We start from the raw sequence: 19,917 nt of genomic DNA, 5'->3' as shown, positions 1-19,917 counted from the left end.
CCGTCCCCTTGCGGGGTAAAGGTTGTGGCTAATCATTATTGGAATCAAAGTGGTGAAGCACCACCATTCCATAGCTGGAGTTTCCGTCCCCTTGCGGGGTAAAGGTTGTGGCTAATGATTAACACCCTCACCGCGTTCGCCACTGAGTTCGCCGGTTTCCGTCCCCTTGCGGGGTAAAGGTTGTGGCTAATCAGGTAGGATGTCTAGTAGTAGTAATATTATAGTTGGTGAGTTTCCGTCCCCTTGCGGGGTAAAGGTTGTGGCTAATATAAATGTTATCACCTCTTATACTTATAACTAAGTATATCGTTTCCGTCCCCTTGCGGGGTAAAGGTTGTGGCTAATAACAATACTAATACACAATCACAACAACCTCAATATAGTTTCCGTCCCCTTGCGGGGTAAAGGTTGTGGCTAATACTGGTGACAAGTATTTATTAAAGTTCTTTGCTGGTAAGTTTCCGTCCCCTTGCGGGGTAAAGGTTGTGGCTAATACAAGTTGCTAAGTCTTGGGGCGTTGACTTACCTAATACAGTTTCCGTCCCCTTGCGGGGTAAAGGTTGTGGCTAATCTCTAGCAGCAGAACAGCTTGAACTTGAAAAGGTTCAAGAAAGTTTCCGTCCCCTTGCGGGGTAAAGGTTGTGGCTAATATGAAATGGGCCAATACAGTAAACTCCCTAGTAGTGTTTCCGTCCCCTTGCGGGGTAAAGGTTGTGGCTAATGAGACAATATACTACTAACTGATCACAGTCCGAGGAGAGTTTCCGTCCCCTTGCGGGGTAAAGGTTGTGGCTAATTATTTGGAGATTGTTATGTGGAATGTAATTAGTCCTGGTTTCCGTCCCCTTGCGGGGTAAAGGTTGTGGCTAATGTAGTTAATCATCCTACTAATGGTTTTTCAAAAGAATTTAATGATTTAGGTTTCCGTCCCCTTGCGGGGTAAAGGTTGTGGCTAATTTCATCCAAAGCTGCCTTGACATCATCCATGTCAACCTTCGTTTCCGTCCCCTTGCGGGGTAAAGGTTGTGGCTAATAATGGTGATGTTTTTATACATACTTCTACTGTTGTAGTTTCCGTCCCCTTGCGGGGTAAAGGTTGTGGCTAATTCTGCACCAGCAGCTATTCAGCTTATGACCAATACTGTTTCCGTCCCCTTGCGGGGTAAAGGTTGTGGCTAATTAAATTTAGGGAGCGCCTTAAATAGTAATTCTATTAGTTTCCGTCCCCTTGCGGGGTAAAGGTTGTGGCTAATCTTTGTCCTCAATCATCCAATCAATTGCTGCTTTAATTATAGTTTCCGTCCCCTTGCGGGGTAAAGGTTGTGGCTAATTGCAGGTCTTGTTGTTAGTCTTATAGGTAACATGAAGTTTCCGTCCCCTTGCGGGGTAAAGGTTGTGGCTAATCTTCTGAGTAGCTACCAATTGATCTACCAGGTGCTGTAGGTTTCCGTCCCCTTGCGGGGTAAAGGTTGTGGCTAATATCAAAGTGCCAAAAACCTTGGTTGGTTTCTACAATTCGGTTTCCGTCCCCTTGCGGGGTAAAGGTTGTGGCTAATACATTATTACCAACTACATTATCTATTGTTTTCCAAGTAGTTTCCGTCCCCTTGCGGGGTAAAGGTTGTGGCTAATTATTAACTTAGCCCTTTTATTTAGGAGCAGGGTAATACCTTGTTTCCGTCCCCTTGCGGGGTAAAGGTTGTGGCTAATAATGTAACATCAAGTAACAACATTGTTACTCTATAGTTATGTTTCCGTCCCCTTGCGGGGTAAAGGTTGTGGCTAATTGCTTTCAACTACAAACACTTCAGCATCAGCCTTAGCCTTGTTTCCGTCCCCTTGCGGGGTAAAGGTTGTGGCTAATAACTAAACTCTGCTGCTGTTGTGTCTAACACTATTGGGTTTCCGTCCCCTTGCGGGGTAAAGGTTGTGGCTAATTTTATATACTATTAAGACATAAATAAAAGGGGCTTATTGTTTCCGTCCCCTTGCGGGGTAAAGGTTGTGGCTAATTTATTTAGTTATTTGGTTATTAAGTATGTCTATAAGTTTCCGTCCCCTTGCGGGGTAAAGGTTGTGGCTAATTGCCAATAATCCTCATGATCTTCTGACCAATCAGGAGTTTCCGTCCCCTTGCGGGGTAAAGGTTGTGGCTAATACAATTACAGTTCTTAGCAATGTCTAACATTGTTTTGGTTTCCGTCCCCTTGCGGGGTAAAGGTTGTGGCTAATTAAAAATAGCAAACAGGAGACTCGAACTCCTTCCCAAGTTTCCGTCCCCTTGCGGGGTAAAGGTTGTGGCTAATATAGTAATAAACCCATATATTATTTAACAATAACTAATGTTTCCGTCCCCTTGCGGGGTAAAGGTTGTGGCTAATAATATTAATACAGGACTATATAAATGAGTTTGTATCGTTTCCGTCCCCTTGCGGGGTAAAGGTTGTGGCTAATTTTTAGGTTCAGAAGGTGGATACCAATTAGGAGTAATTTGGTTTCCGTCCCCTTGCGGGGTAAAGGTTGTGGCTAATTTGTAAGATCCTAAAGACATTCTAATACCCCAAACCTGGTTTCCGTCCCCTTGCGGGGTAAAGGTTGTGGCTAATAAGTGAATACCCGTAACACCAACATCAAAGGTTACAAGTGTTTCCGTCCCCTTGCGGGGTAAAGGTTGTGGCTAATCTCTTGTAACTCTTCATTAGTAGTAATGTAGGAATAGTTAGTTTCCGTCCCCTTGCGGGGTAAAGGTTGTGGCTAATTCTCTAATAAATAAAGGGGTCAATTAAGACCCTTTTATTTAGTTTCCGTCCCCTTGCGGGGTAAAGGTTGTGGCTAATAGTTTGAATAGCTTGACTTAAACTATTACCAGTCCAGTTTCCGTCCCCTTGCGGGGTAAAGGTTGTGGCTAATCTTAGGAAGGAAGGCGAGTCTGGCAAGGCTGAGTTGGGTTTCCGTCCCCTTGCGGGGTAAAGGTTGTGGCTAATGCGCGTGTTCTTCAAGTCAGTTAGCGCTGACCTCAAGGGTTTCCGTCCCCTTGCGGGGTAAAGGTTGTGGCTAATAGTAATAATCATCATCACTATCCTCATATGAATAATCTTCAGTTTCCGTCCCCTTGCGGGGTAAAGGTTGTGGCTAATCCATACTTAGAAGACCATTCAATGTTAAATTGTTCAGGTTTCCGTCCCCTTGCGGGGTAAAGGTTGTGGCTAATAAACATCTTTACAAGGCCAGGTAAAAGACAATGACAGTATCGTTTCCGTCCCCTTGCGGGGTAAAGGTTGTGGCTAATAAAGGAAGTCAAGTGGTTAAGAAAAGCCACTTGTAAAGTTTCCGTCCCCTTGCGGGGTAAAGGTTGTGGCTAATTATCTACAATGTTAACCAGCCCTCTAACAGAGAATCAACTGTTTCCGTCCCCTTGCGGGGTAAAGGTTGTGGCTAATCTTGTTTGGCTTGAGAAAGAGAAAGGCTTAACAATTGATGTATTAGGTTTCCGTCCCCTTGCGGGGTAAAGGTTGTGGCTAATGACCATCCCTGTAGTGATGGATGTCCTCTTTCGGTTTAGGGTTTCCGTCCCCTTGCGGGGTAAAGGTTGTGGCTAATTCACATATCCATTATGCTGTACAACAGATACAATACCGTTTCCGTCCCCTTGCGGGGTAAAGGTTGTGGCTAATACAACATCCTTCAACAACTCCACTCTCAGCGTGATGGTGTTTCCGTCCCCTTGCGGGGTAAAGGTTGTGGCTAATGCCTTTAGGCAAGGAACCCACACGCAATATATCTGTTGGTTTCCGTCCCCTTGCGGGGTAAAGGTTGTGGCTAATTTGGGGTCCTATCTCATGGGCTGATGTTGAAGCCTATGTTTCCGTCCCCTTGCGGGGTAAAGGTTGTGGCTAATGCTGTTAAACCAAGAAGAGAACATTAATCCATCTTGACCTAGTTTCCGTCCCCTTGCGGGGTAAAGGTTGTGGCTAATATTAGTTAAGAGGCTCCCTAAGTTTATAAATATGTATATGTTTCCGTCCCCTTGCGGGGTAAAGGTTGTGGCTAATCACCCTAGCAAGAGTTACGAGCAGCTTCAAATGGGGTATGTTTCCGTCCCCTTGCGGGGTAAAGGTTGTGGCTAATTCCATTACTCGTTACTTCAAGCAACTAGTGGAGCTAAGTTTCCGTCCCCTTGCGGGGTAAAGGTTGTGGCTAATCTTCCATTGTACGCTGGAATTTCTCATTAACAAACTGTTTCCGTCCCCTTGCGGGGTAAAGGTTGTGGCTAATTTCTAAGGGCAAAACCTATGTAACTATCTTCCTAAGTGGAGGTTTCCGTCCCCTTGCGGGGTAAAGGTTGTGGCTAATATTCTCCTAAGTTGTTTTGGAAGCATGGACAATGGCAGTTTCCGTCCCCTTGCGGGGTAAAGGTTGTGGCTAATAGCTCTTAGCCTAGGTGAGTCCTTACTTGCCTAGGCTTTGTTTCCGTCCCCTTGCGGGGTAAAGGTTGTGGCTAATATGGTTCAATTGCTATTGAATTGCCTGATAACACAAGAAGTTTCCGTCCCCTTGCGGGGTAAAGGTTGTGGCTAATAACTTTATTGACTAACAAATATATAGTTTTATCATTGTTTCCGTCCCCTTGCGGGGTAAAGGTTGTGGCTAATGGTGGTAGTGCAACTCATACTCATACTATTACAGGTAGTTTCCGTCCCCTTGCGGGGTAAAGGTTGTGGCTAATGAAAGTATGCTTTAATAGATGCTCTTAAACAACTTAAGTGTTTCCGTCCCCTTGCGGGGTAAAGGTTGTGGCTAATTTATGTATACATTGCCTTTTATAACAATTGCTAGTCCTGTTTCCGTCCCCTTGCGGGGTAAAGGTTGTGGCTAATGCTTTTGTATTAATACACCTTTAAAATCAAACTTATGTTTCCGTCCCCTTGCGGGGTAAAGGTTGTGGCTAATAATTTGGCCCTTTTTATTAGGAGTACTGCATAAACAGTTTCCGTCCCCTTGCGGGGTAAAGGTTGTGGCTAATTCTTCTAAGTATGGCCAAGAAGTAACCATCAATGGGTATACAGTGTTTCCGTCCCCTTGCGGGGTAAAGGTTGTGGCTAATGATGGTGTCCATTACTCGTTACTTCAAGCGACATCAGGGTTTCCGTCCCCTTGCGGGGTAAAGGTTGTGGCTAATTGATTTTGTAGATGAGGAAGAGGAGGTTTTTATTAATGCGTTTCCGTCCCCTTGCGGGGTAAAGGTTGTGGCTAATGGTCGCCATCAAAATCCATCGTACACAACGATGCAGTCTGGTTTCCGTCCCCTTGCGGGGTAAAGGTTGTGGCTAATTCTTCCATGAACAGAAACGCACTTTGGAGATGTTTCCTGGTTTCCGTCCCCTTGCGGGGTAAAGGTTGTGGCTAATTATTGATCATTGCAGCCTTTTTAGCCAACTCTTGCAGTTTCCGTCCCCTTGCGGGGTAAAGGTTGTGGCTAATAGAGTGGTGCATGATGCCACTCAACATGTAAAGGCATGTTTCCGTCCCCTTGCGGGGTAAAGGTTGTGGCTAATCCTTTCATTATTTAGCTACAGGAGTAGTGACCTCCCTTGTTTCCGTCCCCTTGCGGGGTAAAGGTTGTGGCTAATTTGAAAGAATATACCGTTCCATTTGTTTTAGCTCCTGGTTTCCGTCCCCTTGCGGGGTAAAGGTTGTGGCTAATGTGCATAGGCCCCCCTACCCTATGTGTGAAAAAGTTTTTGTTTCCGTCCCCTTGCGGGGTAAAGGTTGTGGCTAATCCTGTGTATGAAACTATCTCCACATGGGAAGATGCGTTTCCGTCCCCTTGCGGGGTAAAGGTTGTGGCTAATGAGAAGCGATACATAGGATTAGAGTATTAGTAATAGCTCGTTTCCGTCCCCTTGCGGGGTAAAGGTTGTGGCTAATCAGCAAGACCTGAATCTTCTAACAACTGATCCTCTGCTGCTGTTTCCGTCCCCTTGCGGGGTAAAGGTTGTGGCTAATACCTATAAGTATTATATACATTTGGCCCTGTAAAGTAGTTTCCGTCCCCTTGCGGGGTAAAGGTTGTGGCTAATCTGTTGCATATCAAGATGGATTTCTCTTAATTCATGATGACATGGTTTCCGTCCCCTTGCGGGGTAAAGGTTGTGGCTAATAAGTCTAGCTACCATCTCCTCTAAGGTTCTTAGTGTGTTGGTTTCCGTCCCCTTGCGGGGTAAAGGTTGTGGCTAATCGTGTGCAATAGTAAGCCATAGTCATCCTCTCTAGCAGGTTTCCGTCCCCTTGCGGGGTAAAGGTTGTGGCTAATAGAATACCTAGAAGCTACAGGAGACTCTGATAACTTACCGCGTTTCCGTCCCCTTGCGGGGTAAAGGTTGTGGCTAATCAAGCAACCAGTGGGGCTAAGACCTCTGCATCAATGTTGGTTTCCGTCCCCTTGCGGGGTAAAGGTTGTGGCTAATACCCGTAAGCCATAAGGGCTTTAAGCGCAGATGTACGGTGTTTCCGTCCCCTTGCGGGGTAAAGGTTGTGGCTAATAGAGAACAGGGACTACTAGATTCCCTGATTGGTATAAATAGTTTCCGTCCCCTTGCGGGGTAAAGGTTGTGGCTAATCATTCCATATATTGACTTAGATGGCGCTCATGAGATGTTTCCGTCCCCTTGCGGGGTAAAGGTTGTGGCTAATGACTCCTGAACAGATTAAAAATGAGGCAGATAGACTTAGTTTCCGTCCCCTTGCGGGGTAAAGGTTGTGGCTAATAGGAATCCTATGATCAAATTGAGGCCCAATTGATTGACGTTTCCGTCCCCTTGCGGGGTAAAGGTTGTGGCTAATGTGAAAACTATAGTGGTAAGCATAATTTGTGATATGAGTTTCCGTCCCCTTGCGGGGTAAAGGTTGTGGCTAATTTAGCAACATAATCAATGTTAGATGAGACTAAACCAAGCACTGTTTCCGTCCCCTTGCGGGGTAAAGGTTGTGGCTAATAATGAGCAAGGGAGTCCTCGAGGTTGCGAAGCCTCGTTTCCGTCCCCTTGCGGGGTAAAGGTTGTGGCTAATTAGATAAAACTCTTAACCAAATTGAAGGGACTAGCGAACGTTTCCGTCCCCTTGCGGGGTAAAGGTTGTGGCTAATTTGACGGTGATAGGAACACCGTCCTTACTTGGATTCCTAAGTTTCCGTCCCCTTGCGGGGTAAAGGTTGTGGCTAATACTGCTACAGCCTTTAGATTGTTCTGTACCCATGAGTTTCCGTCCCCTTGCGGGGTAAAGGTTGTGGCTAATCCTCAAATGAAACGGAATTAACTTTGTACTGACTAAAATGAGTTTCCGTCCCCTTGCGGGGTAAAGGTTGTGGCTAATAGCGATGCTATCTATGCTTACGATAACATAACTTTCTGGTTTCCGTCCCCTTGCGGGGTAAAGGTTGTGGCTAATTCTGAGATGTTAGCACAGCACGGGTATCCACCCTCAGTTTCCGTCCCCTTGCGGGGTAAAGGTTGTGGCTAATACTATAAACTGCTTTCCTCATAGATTCCTGTGTAGTCAGTTTCCGTCCCCTTGCGGGGTAAAGGTTGTGGCTAATTAGACAAAGAGACTGCTATTCAGTTCAAAGCTAGTCTCAAGTTTCCGTCCCCTTGCGGGGTAAAGGTTGTGGCTAATTTAGGATACTGCAATGACTGAACGAGAAATTATTATCGTTTCCGTCCCCTTGCGGGGTAAAGGTTGTGGCTAATCTTGAGCTGTCGGATGGTTAAGGAACTTAAGTCATCGTTTCCGTCCCCTTGCGGGGTAAAGGTTGTGGCTAATTTTCCAGGATTACCTCCGCTCCTGGTTGGTATAGAAGGGTTTCCGTCCCCTTGCGGGGTAAAGGTTGTGGCTAATCCTGAAATGGCAATGGCTTATTACTCTTCTTCTTCTGGTTTCCGTCCCCTTGCGGGGTAAAGGTTGTGGCTAATTAGAGTATATATAATAGTTATAAAGACAACAACTATGATTGTTTCCGTCCCCTTGCGGGGTAAAGGTTGTGGCTAATGCTAGGCTCTTTTTCTGTTTTAGCATCTTCAACTGCTAAAGTTTCCGTCCCCTTGCGGGGTAAAGGTTGTGGCTAATAATGATTTAAACTCTTCAATATAAGTTGGAGGTGTTACTAAGTTTCCGTCCCCTTGCGGGGTAAAGGTTGTGGCTAATACTCAAATACCTTTTGAATTGGTTGGCAATAACCGTATTGCTGTTTCCGTCCCCTTGCGGGGTAAAGGTTGTGGCTAATCCTGAATCTAAAGGATTGCCTATAGGTTCTATTGTTGGGTTTCCGTCCCCTTGCGGGGTAAAGGTTGTGGCTAATACTGCCACTCAGAAACATATACACTATGTGGTTTTCAAGGTTCGTAAAATGCAGCCCGCTTAACAATCGTTTACAAACGAACCAGAAAAACAGGAAAAAACTAAAAAAGGCTTTTAAAACTGCAATATTCACAAAATAACTCAAAATCACCAACAAGTCAACCCAAAAACCAGCCCAAACATCCCACAAACACCAGAAAACACCAAAAAACTAACCATAGCAACCCGCGACAAAAAGCACACCAACTTTACATAACTTAAAACTCATAAAATCACAAAATCAGGCGGCTCATAGGGACGCGCACCACCAAACACCCGCGATCGCCGCTTCGCCGTTTCATCTAAAGGATAGACCCGCAAATTATCCTCATCCAGCTTCAACAAAGGCAACCAATACTTTTGTAAATTTTTATCCAACACCGCCTCACTCAAAGGACACTCAAAAACCGATCGCTGCACCCTCTGACAACGCTGCTCCAGCCGCTTCGCCAACTTTAGGCGGCGGCGATCGTCCGTCACATCATAACAAACCAACCACAGCATATTTTGATCCATAAATTGAGAACAGAGAGAGTGGCGCAATGCGCCACTCTCTCTATTTAATGACATAGGGCTGATAATCCAGCGATCGCTCCAGCAAACAACGTCCCAGCGATCGCGCCTGTTCCAACAGAATTTGGCTAAGGCGCAACTTGCGATTTTGGGGCGGATAGAGCAGAGAACTATTAAACTGACGTTCAAGCTGGGCAAGGAAAAGTTTTTTGGCGATCGCCCCCAACCAAATACCAGCACCATCGGGCGAAGGCTCAAAATCTTCAGGAGTTAACAAACTTGACTGAACAATGGCAATCACCGCCGCATCCACCACCACAGGGCGAAACTCCTCCATCAAATCCAAAGCCAGATTTGGGCGATAGGGCTGCGTCACATGAAAGAATCCCAAATAGGGATCTAGCCCCGCCAAAACCGCCGCCGCAAAAATCCTTGCCAATAAGACCCCATAACCCCAACTCAACAACGCATTAATCGGATCGAGCGGTGGCTGACGATTGCGCCCCTGAAACTGCCATTCAGAGGGGAAATAATGGCGCAAAGCCTGATAGTAATACCGCGCACAGATGCCCTCTAATCCCATCAAACTATCGCGACTAAAAGGCACATCATGATTACGCACCTGCAAAATATAGGTCGACAGCAAATCGATCGCCTCCGACATCTCCGCGATCGCTCCCTTAGTCGCCCGATTGCGCCTTTGCAAAATTGCCCTTTGATTGCGAATCTTGCCCTCAATTAACCTTTGGGCGATCACCGTACCGAAAGTAGAATTTACAGCTTGATATTGCGCCAACCGCAGCGCAGGATTAGTCTGAAAACTGCCCTGCAACCTGCCGCGAAACTGTCCATCCTGCCGCAAAAAAATCGTCTCAATGCCGCGATCCATCAACTCCGCCATCACCACACTGGTTAGCTGCACACCCGTATGCACCACCAGCAAAGAGATCTCCGCCAATCGAAAAGACTGGCGATCGCCCCTTCGACTAATCACTAGTGATTCATTTTTAAAATTCACCACCGTTCCCGCCTCAGTCAAATAAATTGCCGTCATGATCCCTTCATCAAACTTGTATCTAAAAAATAAGCACTAGTCCCATCAAATCCACTATAACTAGTCAATTGAATAGCCATCTTCAATCGGGTGACATAATCAAGCAGTTCACTTGCCTTAAAAATCATGTCCCCATCCTTTCTCAAAAAAATTGTGCGCGATCGCACGATCATCACCGCGATCGCCAATGCCGCCGTCACTTGGATCATCCTGATTATCGCGCCCCTCGGACTATTCGCCGTGATTACCTGCACCTTGGGTGTCTTCATCAGCAGTGTGGTCATCGGCAACCTCAGCGATCGGGCTTTGCTCTTTTTGGTTGGCAGTGGCGATCGGCAAACCCTCAATTCTCAAGCCTCTGCGCCCATCACTGCTAACGATCGTGACCCTGAGAACTCCTTACTTCAAGACCAAATCAAAAAACTCCTTAAATAACTTCTCAAATAACTTCATTTATTCTCCATTGCCATGCCATGAATCCTAAAACTGTTCTGTGGAGCTTATTAGCCGTCATTGTGATCGCACCTAGCCATTGAAGCCGTTAAAATTGGTGCAAAACCTCGCAATACTGCCAAAGAATGGAACGAAGCCTATGCCAAATGGCATCTGTAACTACGTTTGGGATCGATTATAACTAGGCACTTTTTTGAGTGATTTTTGAACATTAAGTTGAATAGGCATCTTCAATCTAATGCAATAATTTGAGACGTTGAAATTAAAAAAAAGGGAATAACTTCGATGGAATTATTAATGGTTGCGATTTGGGGGTTCTGTGGTTGGGCTTGTTACTCGATCGCTGAATCGAAAAAGAGAAATAAAGAGCTTTGGGCAATTTTAGGCGTATTATTTGGCTTTATCGCCGTGATTATCATCTCCGTATTACCTGCTATTAGTTAAATAAAGGCTATATCGTCTTCTTTGATGGCGATATAGCTTTCATAAAGTTTTATAAAACCTGCGGAAACTGCCTTGCTCCTGACTTCAATTTAGCGGGAATCACCGCCGCAATTCCTTCACGAATAAACTCTCCAATCACCTGATTAACATGCCGATAATCACTTTCGCTAATTGGTTGAAATCCATGGGCAAATAGTGAATTATTGCGAATTTCCAAGGAATTAAAAATACGATCCTTGTACTTCAAGAACAACTGTCCAAGGGGATCGTTATCAAACTTAGACAGCAAATCATAGCTCTGAAATAGGGCAATTTGGACTTTCTTCTTGCCATGACTAGCCTTTCTTGCTTCATATTCGGGCTGCAAACTTTCAGGCAACTTCGCCACATCCACATCGCCCGTCAAAATGCCATATTGCTTAAACAGGCGCACCTGCTCCAATAACTCGATCGCCCGATAGAGTCGCCCCACTGCGTCATCATATCGCCTTTGACTAGCACGGCGATCAGCATTCAGCAGCAAGTCTTCCACCACTTCATAGCCATGACCCATCATCCCGTTACTGGTATCAAATTTCGTGTCTAATAACCCTCGACTAGCGATCGCCTTTTTGAGAAACAGTCCATAGGGCTGAATATTTGCCTGTTTCATATAGGGCTGCAAGCGCGACAAAGCCACCCGATGATCAAAGCGATCCCATGCATCAAACCCCTCACATTGATCGAGCAGTTCATCAATCTGCCGCGTTTGTGCAGCACTTAGCTCTGTGCTTTGGATCAGATTTTGTAAATCCGCGATCGCTGCCGTGTAATTATAATTCTGTAAGTATACAGGCAAAGCCTTTTCCACAGTGCGCGTTACCAGCAATCCTGTTGTTGTCGCCTTACGCGATCGCTCTCCCGACTCCACCTTGATCAAGTTTTGCCGCGTGGTATTAGTGGTAATGAATAGCAAAATCTCGTTGTCCAGCGATGCGGTTGCTAGAGCCACAGACATCGTTTTTGTGCCACCTGTATAGTCCGCTACGATCTCCGCGCTGGGACTTTCCTGCTTAATTTCACGGATCTTTTGATTGATTTTGTCATAGCATTCCGACAGATTATCTGGCTCCTGAATCAGTACCAAATCTCTTTCAGCATCAAAGCGATCGCCTAGCTCTAACTGTGTGGGAATATTTGGCAAAGATTCAATTACCTCGGTTCCCTTCCTAACTTCGCAGGGCTTACCATCACCAATCACCTGGGATTTGCTGCCCCTCGCACCATCGGAGCAGATAAAGACTACGCGATCGGGCTTTTGGCTTTTGATAGAAGTAGCGATCGGCTGATGCGATCCACCAACTGTGATAAATAAAATTTTCGGCATATTTCTAATCCTCAATTTCTAAGTTAACGTATTGACTAAACGAGCCTAGATCATAGGTTTCACCAGATGCCGCTTGCTCAAGTCCTCTTTCTAATGAAGCAAGTGTTTGAGGGTTGTCCCAAAGCCATTGTTCTTGTTCAGGAATGTTTTTAAGGCGATCGCCACTCGCGAACTTTCTAAACCTAATCCACGCGCTTAAACTTTTTGGGAATGCCATCATCAATCTCATTAATTTGAACTTTGACAATTTGATCAATCTCTAATTTGTCAAACATTTTTGGCTCTTTGATAGTGTTCCTGATGCTTGTACCCACTATCTCATAGGTAACTTTATTGCCACTAGTTTTGTTGACAACCTTTGCATCAACGATTTTCCCCAATTCAAAGACTTGAGATTTTACTGATGCCTTAATTTCTGCTAGGCGTTGAGCTTGATTGTCAGCGATCGCCGCTTTTTCTTGCAACTTGGCATCTCGTTCGGCGATCGGTGCGGTTTTGTAATAGCGCATCAGCCGCGAAGTCCAACCTAAAATCTGCAACATCACTTGAGGATTGTCTTGATCGCTGAGGTATTCCTTATAGGCAGCAGCAATATTGCGATAATATTCGACAGTCTTTTTGCTATGTCCGATTTGATTGCCACTGCTAACTAGAGTGCTGATGTACTTAAAAAATCTAGAAATAGCATCAGGGCGATCGCTCATTGATCGCAAGTATGAATTAGCCTTACTAACTTCATTGGGATCGGTTTCGCTTTTGATCAGCTCGATCGCAATTTTATGGGCAGATTGCCATTGAGATTCGGTGAGAGTATCGTTCATTAGTACATTCCCGATGGTGGTTGTTTGGTGGATGGATAGGCAAGAATTGCCGCTAGTTGGGTTAGTTGTTCTTTTTGAATGAGGCTAGATTGGGCAATGTTAATTTGTTTTTGCATAAATTCTTGCAGCTTAGTACCAGTAAGTTGATCGGACTCAGTGGCTTCATAACTGGAATAGCGATCGCGCAAATTACTAGACTGTTCAATCTTATCAACCGTGACCGTCATCGTTCCCATGCCGATGGGCTTACCGCCACCGATTTTCAGAGCGATCGGATAGTTTGGATCTTGTCCCAAAATGATTAACAGCACTCCCAACTGTTCAGGCTTGAGATTTTTAAAATGAATCTCTGTTATAAAGGTAAAGTCCTTAGATGCTTGTTGGACAGGGATTCCTTGATTTTGTCCTTTGTCAATAGATTTGGCAAAGTTGTAATAAAACTTACGTCCCTTTGCCATACCTCTAGGATTGTAATAGTCTCTACGGGCAGGGCGCGGTGAATAGAGAGAAGGCATAAACCCCGTACTAGGATTGTTATTAGTGCATCGAGCATCACTAAACTCGATCAATCCTTGCCAATCTAAAGCACCGAAAACTTGACTAGCTGGACATAGCTCTTCTTTGTTACGACAGGGTTGTCTTTCTCTTGGCACTTTGTCCGCAGAGCGTGAATTGACAGCTAAAGTACTATTTGTAATTGCTTCATAAACGGCTCTAATGCAGCCTTTGAGCGAACTGCCTTGAATCACCAACTTTTTGTTAGTATCAACAGTCATCGTTTTGATTAGAGGTACACGCGCATTAACATCTGCACCTAGTGCCACTACACCTGTTGAGACATGGAGAGGAGTCTGCACGTTGAGCGTGAGGAATAATGTGCCGTGAATGTGTTTGTCTAAATATTTGTGATGTCCCGCAGGTCTGGCTTTAGGCGGCGGCGTTGTCGGAAAAGTGACCATTGCATAGGGCTTTGGTGCAGCATCATCATTGTTATTACTATGGTTAGGAGTTGGTCTTGCGGGTGGTTTGTAAGTCATGGGTTAAGCCTCCTTTGGATCTAAGATAGTAAGAGCAACAAAATGAACGATACCTGTATCTTGGTCTTTGAAATAGCGCTGACCGAAGTTTAGCTTTTCGGGATAAATAAATTCCTTAGGAAATCGAGTTTCAGTTGCAGTATAGAATTTGGCATTACGGGTTTCGGCTTGCCATGTTTGAGGAAAGCGATCAAAGCCATTAAACTCTGGATAATCATTGTCATATTCACTCAAGAGCAGCACATTATACTTGTCGCCCTTTCGCTTCCACCTAATTTCTAGATCGGCATTAAACATCTGACCTTCAGGACTCAGTGAATCAGGCAAATTTTCAATCACTCCACTAACCCTATCTGCCCAACGCAAAAAATAATAGCTGTGATTACCTTGATATTGTTGCAGAAGATGATTGAGTTCAGATTCAGAAAGATTTTCTCTAGTTCCCACAAATGCCTTTTTAACAAATGATTTAGCTAAAGTCATGCGGCTGTCCTCCCTACCTTTAGCACTTCACTCCACGATCGCACAGCACATTGAAATAAATTGGGAACACCCGTTTCATCATCACCTTGCCATACCATCTGCACACCAAAGCCTAAGTTCATCGGTATTGCGGTGATCCGCGTTGTTTGATGATCAGGCTTTGTAAAACCATAGGGATTATCAGCCTCTAAAAATTCGCCTGCACCTAATAGAATATCAGGCGATCCAAGTTCAGCTTGTTGTCCAAAGGAATAAATTTTTCCATCCCTAAGCTCACAGCTAGGATACTGCACCACAGCCTCATTTAGCTTGACCTTGACTGTTCCCAACCCGCGAGATTTGGCAAAACCAATACCAAACCAGCCATCATTGAGATCGCGTAAAACTAGACCGATTAAACCCAGTTGAGCAAGGCTAAAATTCTTGAGATGAATCTTAGTTTGAAATTCGCCTGCGGTGCAGACTTGATAGTTAAAAGGTCCCACGGCAACTGAGCCAAATACACGATCAATAGCAACACCATTGCGTTCTTCAGTTTTTACAGGCTTGGCTGGATCGGGATAAGCATCTTCGATTCGTAAGCGACTGGCTAGGGATGTGTTACCAAATAGGCGATCGGTAAAGGATGAAAGTTTGTAAATATCCGTAGAAGATTTATTTTTTAGATAATCATACTTATCGTTTAAAGGGTCATTTGCCCATAGTTGCGATGGATTAGAAGGCGGGCGATCGCTGCCCACTGTCCTCACAATTCTTTCTGCATGGGCGCGAATCGCACCCTTGAGGCTACTGCCTGGTAAATAAATAGTTTTACTACCGCCGTGATAAGTTTCAACAAATTCCATATCTGGCTTAGTTGGATCGGCTCCTTCTTTGCCTGATTTAATCAAAATTGGTCCATCAGGAATTAGGCTTAGATTGATGGTGCAGTGATTGACTAGTCGTTTGTGCATGATTGATTAAGTTCCTTAATATATAAATTTAGGATAAATTTAGGCGGCGGCTCTGTCTAAATAGGTTGTCAATTGCATCTCGCATTGCTGAAAGATATAGTTGACAGCACCAAATAGTTTTTCTAGATCAAAGATGCTGATTGGTTCTGGGTTGTGGGTAAAGCAAGCCCCCTCTAGTTTGCCAAATTCCCAAGTCACACCATTGGAGACAATGCCGAAAATGGCGATCGCTGCCGATCCATGTAACCGATTAGCAGCAATCATCTCCGCGAGACACTGCCCCCAACCCCAATCAAAGTTGTCCTGTTTTGCCTCCACTAAAAGTAAATAGGGTTTGTCGAATACGATTTTGCCAAAGGGCGATCGCCTTGCCAGAATGTACTCAGGAAAGCCCGTGAGGTTGTCATCACAGGTCAATAACTGGTGACTCCAGAGGGTGAATTTATCGCTATAGAATTTCCAAATTTCTTTGAGAATGGGATAAATCATATTTTCGCAGATAGCAAATTCGGAATTATTGACCACACCTTCGCGCATCACAAATTCTAAGTCTTGCCGAAAATAATTTGATACTGGGAATGATGCGTTTGCTAAGAAATGCGCTTCTTTGTAAGTAACTTGTAGTTCCTTGACTGTTGATCCGAGACTTTTGAAATTACTGAAAGACATAGTTACCTCATTAATTTGTTGATGTGGAAGCTAGAGGGCGATCGCTTACTTTGCCTCTCAAATGTGCAATCAAAGCTGCTGTCCAATGAGGTTTCAGGTTTTCACCATTGACATAGGCTGTGCTGTCTCCATCTACGAGTTTTTTGAGGTAATCAATCAAGCGATGAGGATTATCTTCGACATCAAACCAGCGCAATTGATTGATATCTAAGCGCACAACGCCTAAACCACGCGATCGCCCACCTCCAAGGGGAATTTGTTCTGTCTCAAACTGATGCAAGCCAATCATCAGTAAACCTAATTCCCATTGTTCGGCATTCTCAATTACTGCTTTAAATTCAAAGGGAGTTCCCGCAGGCACAACTTGAAAGTCATAGAGTTTACCATCGGCGGCTGTCTCTGTATCGCGGTCAATGGCTACGCCATCACGTTCTTGGTACTGTCCAAACCAAGTATCAGGCAAAACTGTTAGGTCGCGCACTTGAAATTTACTGGCAAGCCAAGGTGAGCCGAAAAGGTGGGAAGGTAGATCGGTATGTTCTAAAATCACTCTAGTGAGTTCTTGATCATCCGCGTAGTCTTGTTTAAACTTTTTAATTTCATCTTTCTTGATTGACCATTCTTCTTCGATCGCAGGATTGGCAACTAACTTGCGATCATCGCCTAGCACACCACGCAAGAAACTCTCAAGGCGCGATCGCAATGCCCCTTTAAAACTTGATCCTGGAATCAAAGGTCGACCAAAAGCATCTTTGATCACTGGTAAATCTGTGCCAATTGGCTCAGTTGATCGCCCTGCACTGATGCGTAAGGCGGTAATTGTGGTGAGAGTGCCAGTGATTTCTAAGCGATTTTTAAATACATCAAACATTTTGTGGTTCTCCTAATTAATTTAACTAGATATTTAAAATTTATTTAAAACAGATTGAATTGGCTGTAATAATATTCCTAAGATTTTGTCTAGCTCCGTGATGTAATACTCCACTGCATCAATGTAAACAGTACTTTCATAAAGGGTTAAAAATCGCCAGTTGGTTCCGCTAGTAACAACTCCATAGATTGTCCTGATCGTGTTTCCTGCCTGTTGATTAAAAATTTGCGCTGCCACCATTTCGGCAATACATTGACCAAATCCACCGATTAGATTTTCATTTTTTGCTTCCACAATTGTGGTCACAGGGGCGCTGATATATAGCTGTTCTTTGGATTGACTGAGCAGAAAGTCACAGTAACCTGTCAGCCCTTTGCCACTATCCACATTAAATTCTTTGCCAGAAAATAATGAGATTTGATGATTAGAAAGTTTTTTGACTTCGGCAAGTACAGGGGCAATGATAAATTCTGAGCGTGATTTTTTGCTATTGATGGCGATCGCTAAGGTCAAATATTCTTTCAAGATCATCTGCAATAGTTCGGAAGGCTGTATGCGATCGCTATTGGCAAACAAGTCTTTTTCTTCTTCTAATACTAGATTAAAAGTTGCTCTCACTTTAGAAAGTGTAAAATTACTGTATAACATAATTTAATAAGATAAAAGCTTATTTCTACAAGATCAGAGATTAGTTAAGCATTTTCAACTAATTCAATTCCCATAACTTAGCAATTACCTTTAGCTCTCTAATGACTATTTCCAGTTGCTGAATTACAGCATCAGCATTCCTTGAATTTCTTCTAAATCCTGCATGAAGAACGTCATTTCGCAAGTTAGCTAAATTGATGCCACCTCCCCATAACCTTGTAAGTGGAGTACGTTTATCATTGGGAACTGCAAGCCACTGTTCCCTATATGGTGATTGCTTAATAATTTCATTAGTTACTCTATCTTTTAACATACCACTAGATGAAAGTAAGAATTCCATCTCTGAGCGATTTGGATTTTCAATCAAAGGATCAAGATCAAAATGATGACAAAGTAAAGAGGGCAACCATTCTCTAGCAAGAGATAGGGCTTGGACAACTTGTCCTTTACTTGAATACCATTCAATGATTTCCACTTGCCTAGCCAAAGCCAACTTAGAATTGGTTTGATAATCACTAGGATTATTTAAACCGAATTTTCCATAGTCATCTTGTACACGTTTTAACAAAGTAGCAAAAGGTGGAATCGTTTTAGAAATGCTTTTTGTTGCTTCTTTAATTCTATCTGGCAGTAAAGATGATTCCTGCATTACATCCATTGGTCTTAGCAGTTGCAATCCTTTGGAGATAGCATTAATACTATCGCCTAGATTTTGAGTTGATGTTTCACCACCTTTTAACAAACTTGCTAAAACTTGTCCATTTCCTGTTTTGATAAACTGATCTGTAGCTGTTGTCCATTGCAATAAACCTACAATTGGGAGTAAATCAAAAGTTGGAGTCTCATTAGTTTCTTTGTTTTTAGCATCAAATGCACCGTAGATTAAACCAACAATCTTGACATTACGAACTACACGCAAATAGCTGACTGCAATTAAAGCTAGTACAGGCAATGAACGAAATCCATGAGTTATGTCAAACAAAACCTCATCATCTTGCTCAATAAAACTTGTCAACTTTTCAAAAAGCTGCCAAATATCTTCAGTAGTGTGTCCTTCGGGAATATTTTCTATAGAATGAAGATCGACCTTACCTTCTAAACTTTTTTTCAAGGTTTCCCATGTTGATTCAGTCGCATTGTTCGATATACCTTCTTTTGCAGTTTTTGTAAGTAATACATAAACTGCATCAGGCTTGTAGAAATCAACTATAGCCTCTTGAAAAATAGCAGTCTTAAACTTTTTAGTTTTATCAGGATTGACATATGTGGTCTCTGTATAACCATACTGATTAAATCCGAGAAAAGATATTACTTTCATATTTTTACCTAAATAAACTCAATGAGATCGTAGATTTCGGGGAGGGGGATTTGGAGGGCGATCGCCTCTAAACTCAAAACTGCATCTAAGGACTCATACTCAGTCAAAAGCCAACCCGCGCCAGTCTTTTTGTACTGAGCAACATAGGGGCGATACTGCTCAACGAGAATATATTCCTTGAACTCAGGAATAGATCTATAGTAATCAAACTTCTCTCCTTTGTCATAGTTTTTAGTCGAATTTGACAAAACTTCAATGATTAGAGACGGATTGATAACTGTAGTGCGGTTATCGCCCTCAAATATCGGTTTGCCCTCAATCAACAGCACATCAGGATAGGTATATTCTCGATAGCGCGGTATCCATAGACGCATATCATTCATATATACGCGATAGTTTTGACCCCGCAACTGCGATCGCAAATACGTCACCAAATTAATCGCAATCTGGTTATGCTCGGCCGTGCCGCCCGTCATCGGAACAATTTCTCCATCATGATATTCGCTCCTAAATGTGGCTAATTCTTCTAGTACTAGATACTCAGAGGGGCTGAAGTATCGAGATTTAGTTTGAGTGGACATAGAGATTACCTCTAGATGTTTGATTGTTTCTTATTTGCCTTTATCAACGAGATTTAGGGCTTTTTGACTGAGGTTTTACTGAATGTGTATTGCTTGCATCAGATTGATTTTTTGATTCTTGTTTGCCCTCAGCGTTGTTTTTTTGAATTCCTTCAAGACCACAATGTTCTCTAACAAGATATCCTAAATAAAGTTGAGTCAAACGCAAATGAAGGGGAGCATCCCAAGTTTGCGGTAAGTAAATATACTTATGTACAAGCAAGGAAGAAATAGGAAGAATAAAGAGGAATAAAAATAGTAACAAGAAAATGCAGT

Annotated in this window: 16 protein-coding genes and 1 CRISPR repeat array (1 of these 17 only partly in view); of the genes, 2 read left to right on the top strand and 14 right to left on the bottom strand. The window is 43.6% G+C overall.

Features of this window, described 5'->3' with window-relative positions; genetic code table 11:
• Positions 1 to 8,353: a CRISPR direct-repeat array (repeat unit 37 nt; unit sequence GTTTCCGTCCCCTTGCGGGGTAAAGGTTGTGGCTAAT) (it extends 3,319 nt beyond the left edge of the window).
• Positions 8,354 to 8,616: 263 nt separating this feature from the next.
• Entirely contained in the window at positions 8,617 to 8,895 is a 279-nt protein-coding gene (gene cas2 / locus H6F44_RS09800) for a CRISPR-associated endonuclease Cas2 (RefSeq protein ID WP_407681868.1), read from the bottom strand.
• 52 nt (positions 8,896 to 8,947) lie between these two features.
• The gene (gene cas1 / locus H6F44_RS09795) at positions 8,948 to 9,958 is read right to left on the bottom strand and encodes a CRISPR-associated endonuclease Cas1 (protein ID WP_190350776.1); all 1,011 of its coding nucleotides are present in this window, start codon (positions 9,956 to 9,958) and stop codon (positions 8,948 to 8,950) included.
• A 126-nt stretch (positions 9,959 to 10,084) separates the two neighbouring features.
• On the opposite strand from cas1, the gene csx18 reads away from it, so the two are divergent.
• Positions 10,085 to 10,393 carry a CRISPR-associated protein Csx18 gene (csx18, locus tag H6F44_RS09790; RefSeq protein WP_190350775.1) on the top strand — a complete coding sequence of 103 codons (309 nt, stop codon included), beginning with the start codon at positions 10,085 to 10,087 and terminating at the stop codon, positions 10,391 to 10,393.
• 315 nt (positions 10,394 to 10,708) lie between these two features.
• A complete protein-coding gene (locus tag H6F44_RS09785) occupies positions 10,709 to 10,855 on the top strand; it encodes a hypothetical protein (RefSeq protein ID WP_190350774.1) in 147 nt (48 codons plus the stop codon).
• A 49-nt stretch (positions 10,856 to 10,904) separates the two neighbouring features.
• Here the strand turns inward: H6F44_RS09785 and H6F44_RS09780 are convergent, their stop codons facing one another.
• The 12 genes from H6F44_RS09780 to H6F44_RS22965 form a co-directional block, all read right to left on the bottom strand.
• Positions 10,905 to 12,221, bottom strand: a complete 1,317-nt coding sequence (locus H6F44_RS09780) for a TIGR02710 family CRISPR-associated CARF protein (protein WP_190350773.1) — start codon at positions 12,219 to 12,221, stop codon at positions 10,905 to 10,907.
• A 4-nt stretch (positions 12,222 to 12,225) separates the two neighbouring features.
• Complete coding sequence (locus H6F44_RS09775) at positions 12,226 to 12,438, bottom strand: hypothetical protein (RefSeq protein ID WP_190350772.1); 213 nt, start codon at positions 12,436 to 12,438, stop codon at positions 12,226 to 12,228.
• The gene (locus tag H6F44_RS09770; RefSeq protein ID WP_190350771.1) at positions 12,404 to 13,042 is read right to left on the bottom strand and encodes a hypothetical protein; all 639 of its coding nucleotides are present in this window, start codon (positions 13,040 to 13,042) and stop codon (positions 12,404 to 12,406) included. The genes H6F44_RS09775 and H6F44_RS09770 overlap by 35 nt, the downstream gene beginning before the upstream one ends.
• A complete protein-coding gene (locus H6F44_RS09765) occupies positions 13,042 to 14,079 on the bottom strand; it encodes an RAMP superfamily CRISPR-associated protein (protein WP_190350770.1) in 1,038 nt (345 codons plus the stop codon). Before H6F44_RS09765 ends, H6F44_RS09770 begins: the two co-directional genes overlap by 1 nt.
• A gap of 3 nt (positions 14,080 to 14,082) precedes the next feature.
• On the bottom strand, positions 14,083 to 14,562 hold the full coding sequence (locus H6F44_RS09760) for a hypothetical protein (RefSeq protein WP_190350769.1): 480 nt from the start codon (positions 14,560 to 14,562) through the stop codon (positions 14,083 to 14,085).
• Positions 14,559 to 15,515, bottom strand: coding sequence for an RAMP superfamily CRISPR-associated protein (locus H6F44_RS09755; protein WP_190350768.1), 957 nt, complete (start codon positions 15,513 to 15,515; stop codon positions 14,559 to 14,561). The genes H6F44_RS09760 and H6F44_RS09755 overlap by 4 nt, the downstream gene beginning before the upstream one ends.
• Positions 15,516 to 15,554: 39 nt before the next feature.
• On the bottom strand, positions 15,555 to 16,184 hold the full coding sequence (locus H6F44_RS09750; protein WP_190350767.1) for a hypothetical protein: 630 nt from the start codon (positions 16,182 to 16,184) through the stop codon (positions 15,555 to 15,557).
• A 10-nt stretch (positions 16,185 to 16,194) separates the two neighbouring features.
• Positions 16,195 to 17,055: a type III CRISPR-associated RAMP protein Csx7 gene (csx7, locus tag H6F44_RS09745; protein WP_190350766.1), complete on the bottom strand. Its 861-nt coding sequence runs from the start codon at positions 17,053 to 17,055 to the stop codon at positions 16,195 to 16,197.
• Between the two features lie 33 nt (positions 17,056 to 17,088).
• A complete protein-coding gene (locus tag H6F44_RS09740) occupies positions 17,089 to 17,703 on the bottom strand; it encodes a hypothetical protein (protein ID WP_190350765.1) in 615 nt (204 codons plus the stop codon).
• Positions 17,704 to 17,761: 58 nt separating this feature from the next.
• Positions 17,762 to 19,021 carry a TIGR02221 family CRISPR-associated protein gene (csx2, locus tag H6F44_RS09735; protein ID WP_190350764.1) on the bottom strand — a complete coding sequence of 420 codons (1,260 nt, stop codon included), beginning with the start codon at positions 19,019 to 19,021 and terminating at the stop codon, positions 17,762 to 17,764.
• A gap of 8 nt (positions 19,022 to 19,029) precedes the next feature.
• Positions 19,030 to 19,602 (bottom strand): Uma2 family endonuclease, encoded by a 573-nt coding sequence (locus H6F44_RS09730; RefSeq protein ID WP_190350763.1) that lies wholly within the window; start codon positions 19,600 to 19,602, stop codon positions 19,030 to 19,032.
• A 43-nt stretch (positions 19,603 to 19,645) separates the two neighbouring features.
• Positions 19,646 to 19,917, bottom strand: a 272-nt coding sequence (locus tag H6F44_RS22965; RefSeq protein ID WP_206754452.1) for a hypothetical protein, incomplete at its 5' end; no start/stop codon positions are given.

It is taken from the genome of Pseudanabaena cinerea FACHB-1277, assembly GCF_014696345.1.
In the GTDB taxonomy this organism is placed as follows: Bacteria; Cyanobacteriota; Cyanobacteriia; order Pseudanabaenales; family Pseudanabaenaceae; genus Pseudanabaena; species Pseudanabaena cinerea.
This window is presented reverse-complemented; position numbering and strand designations above follow the sequence as displayed.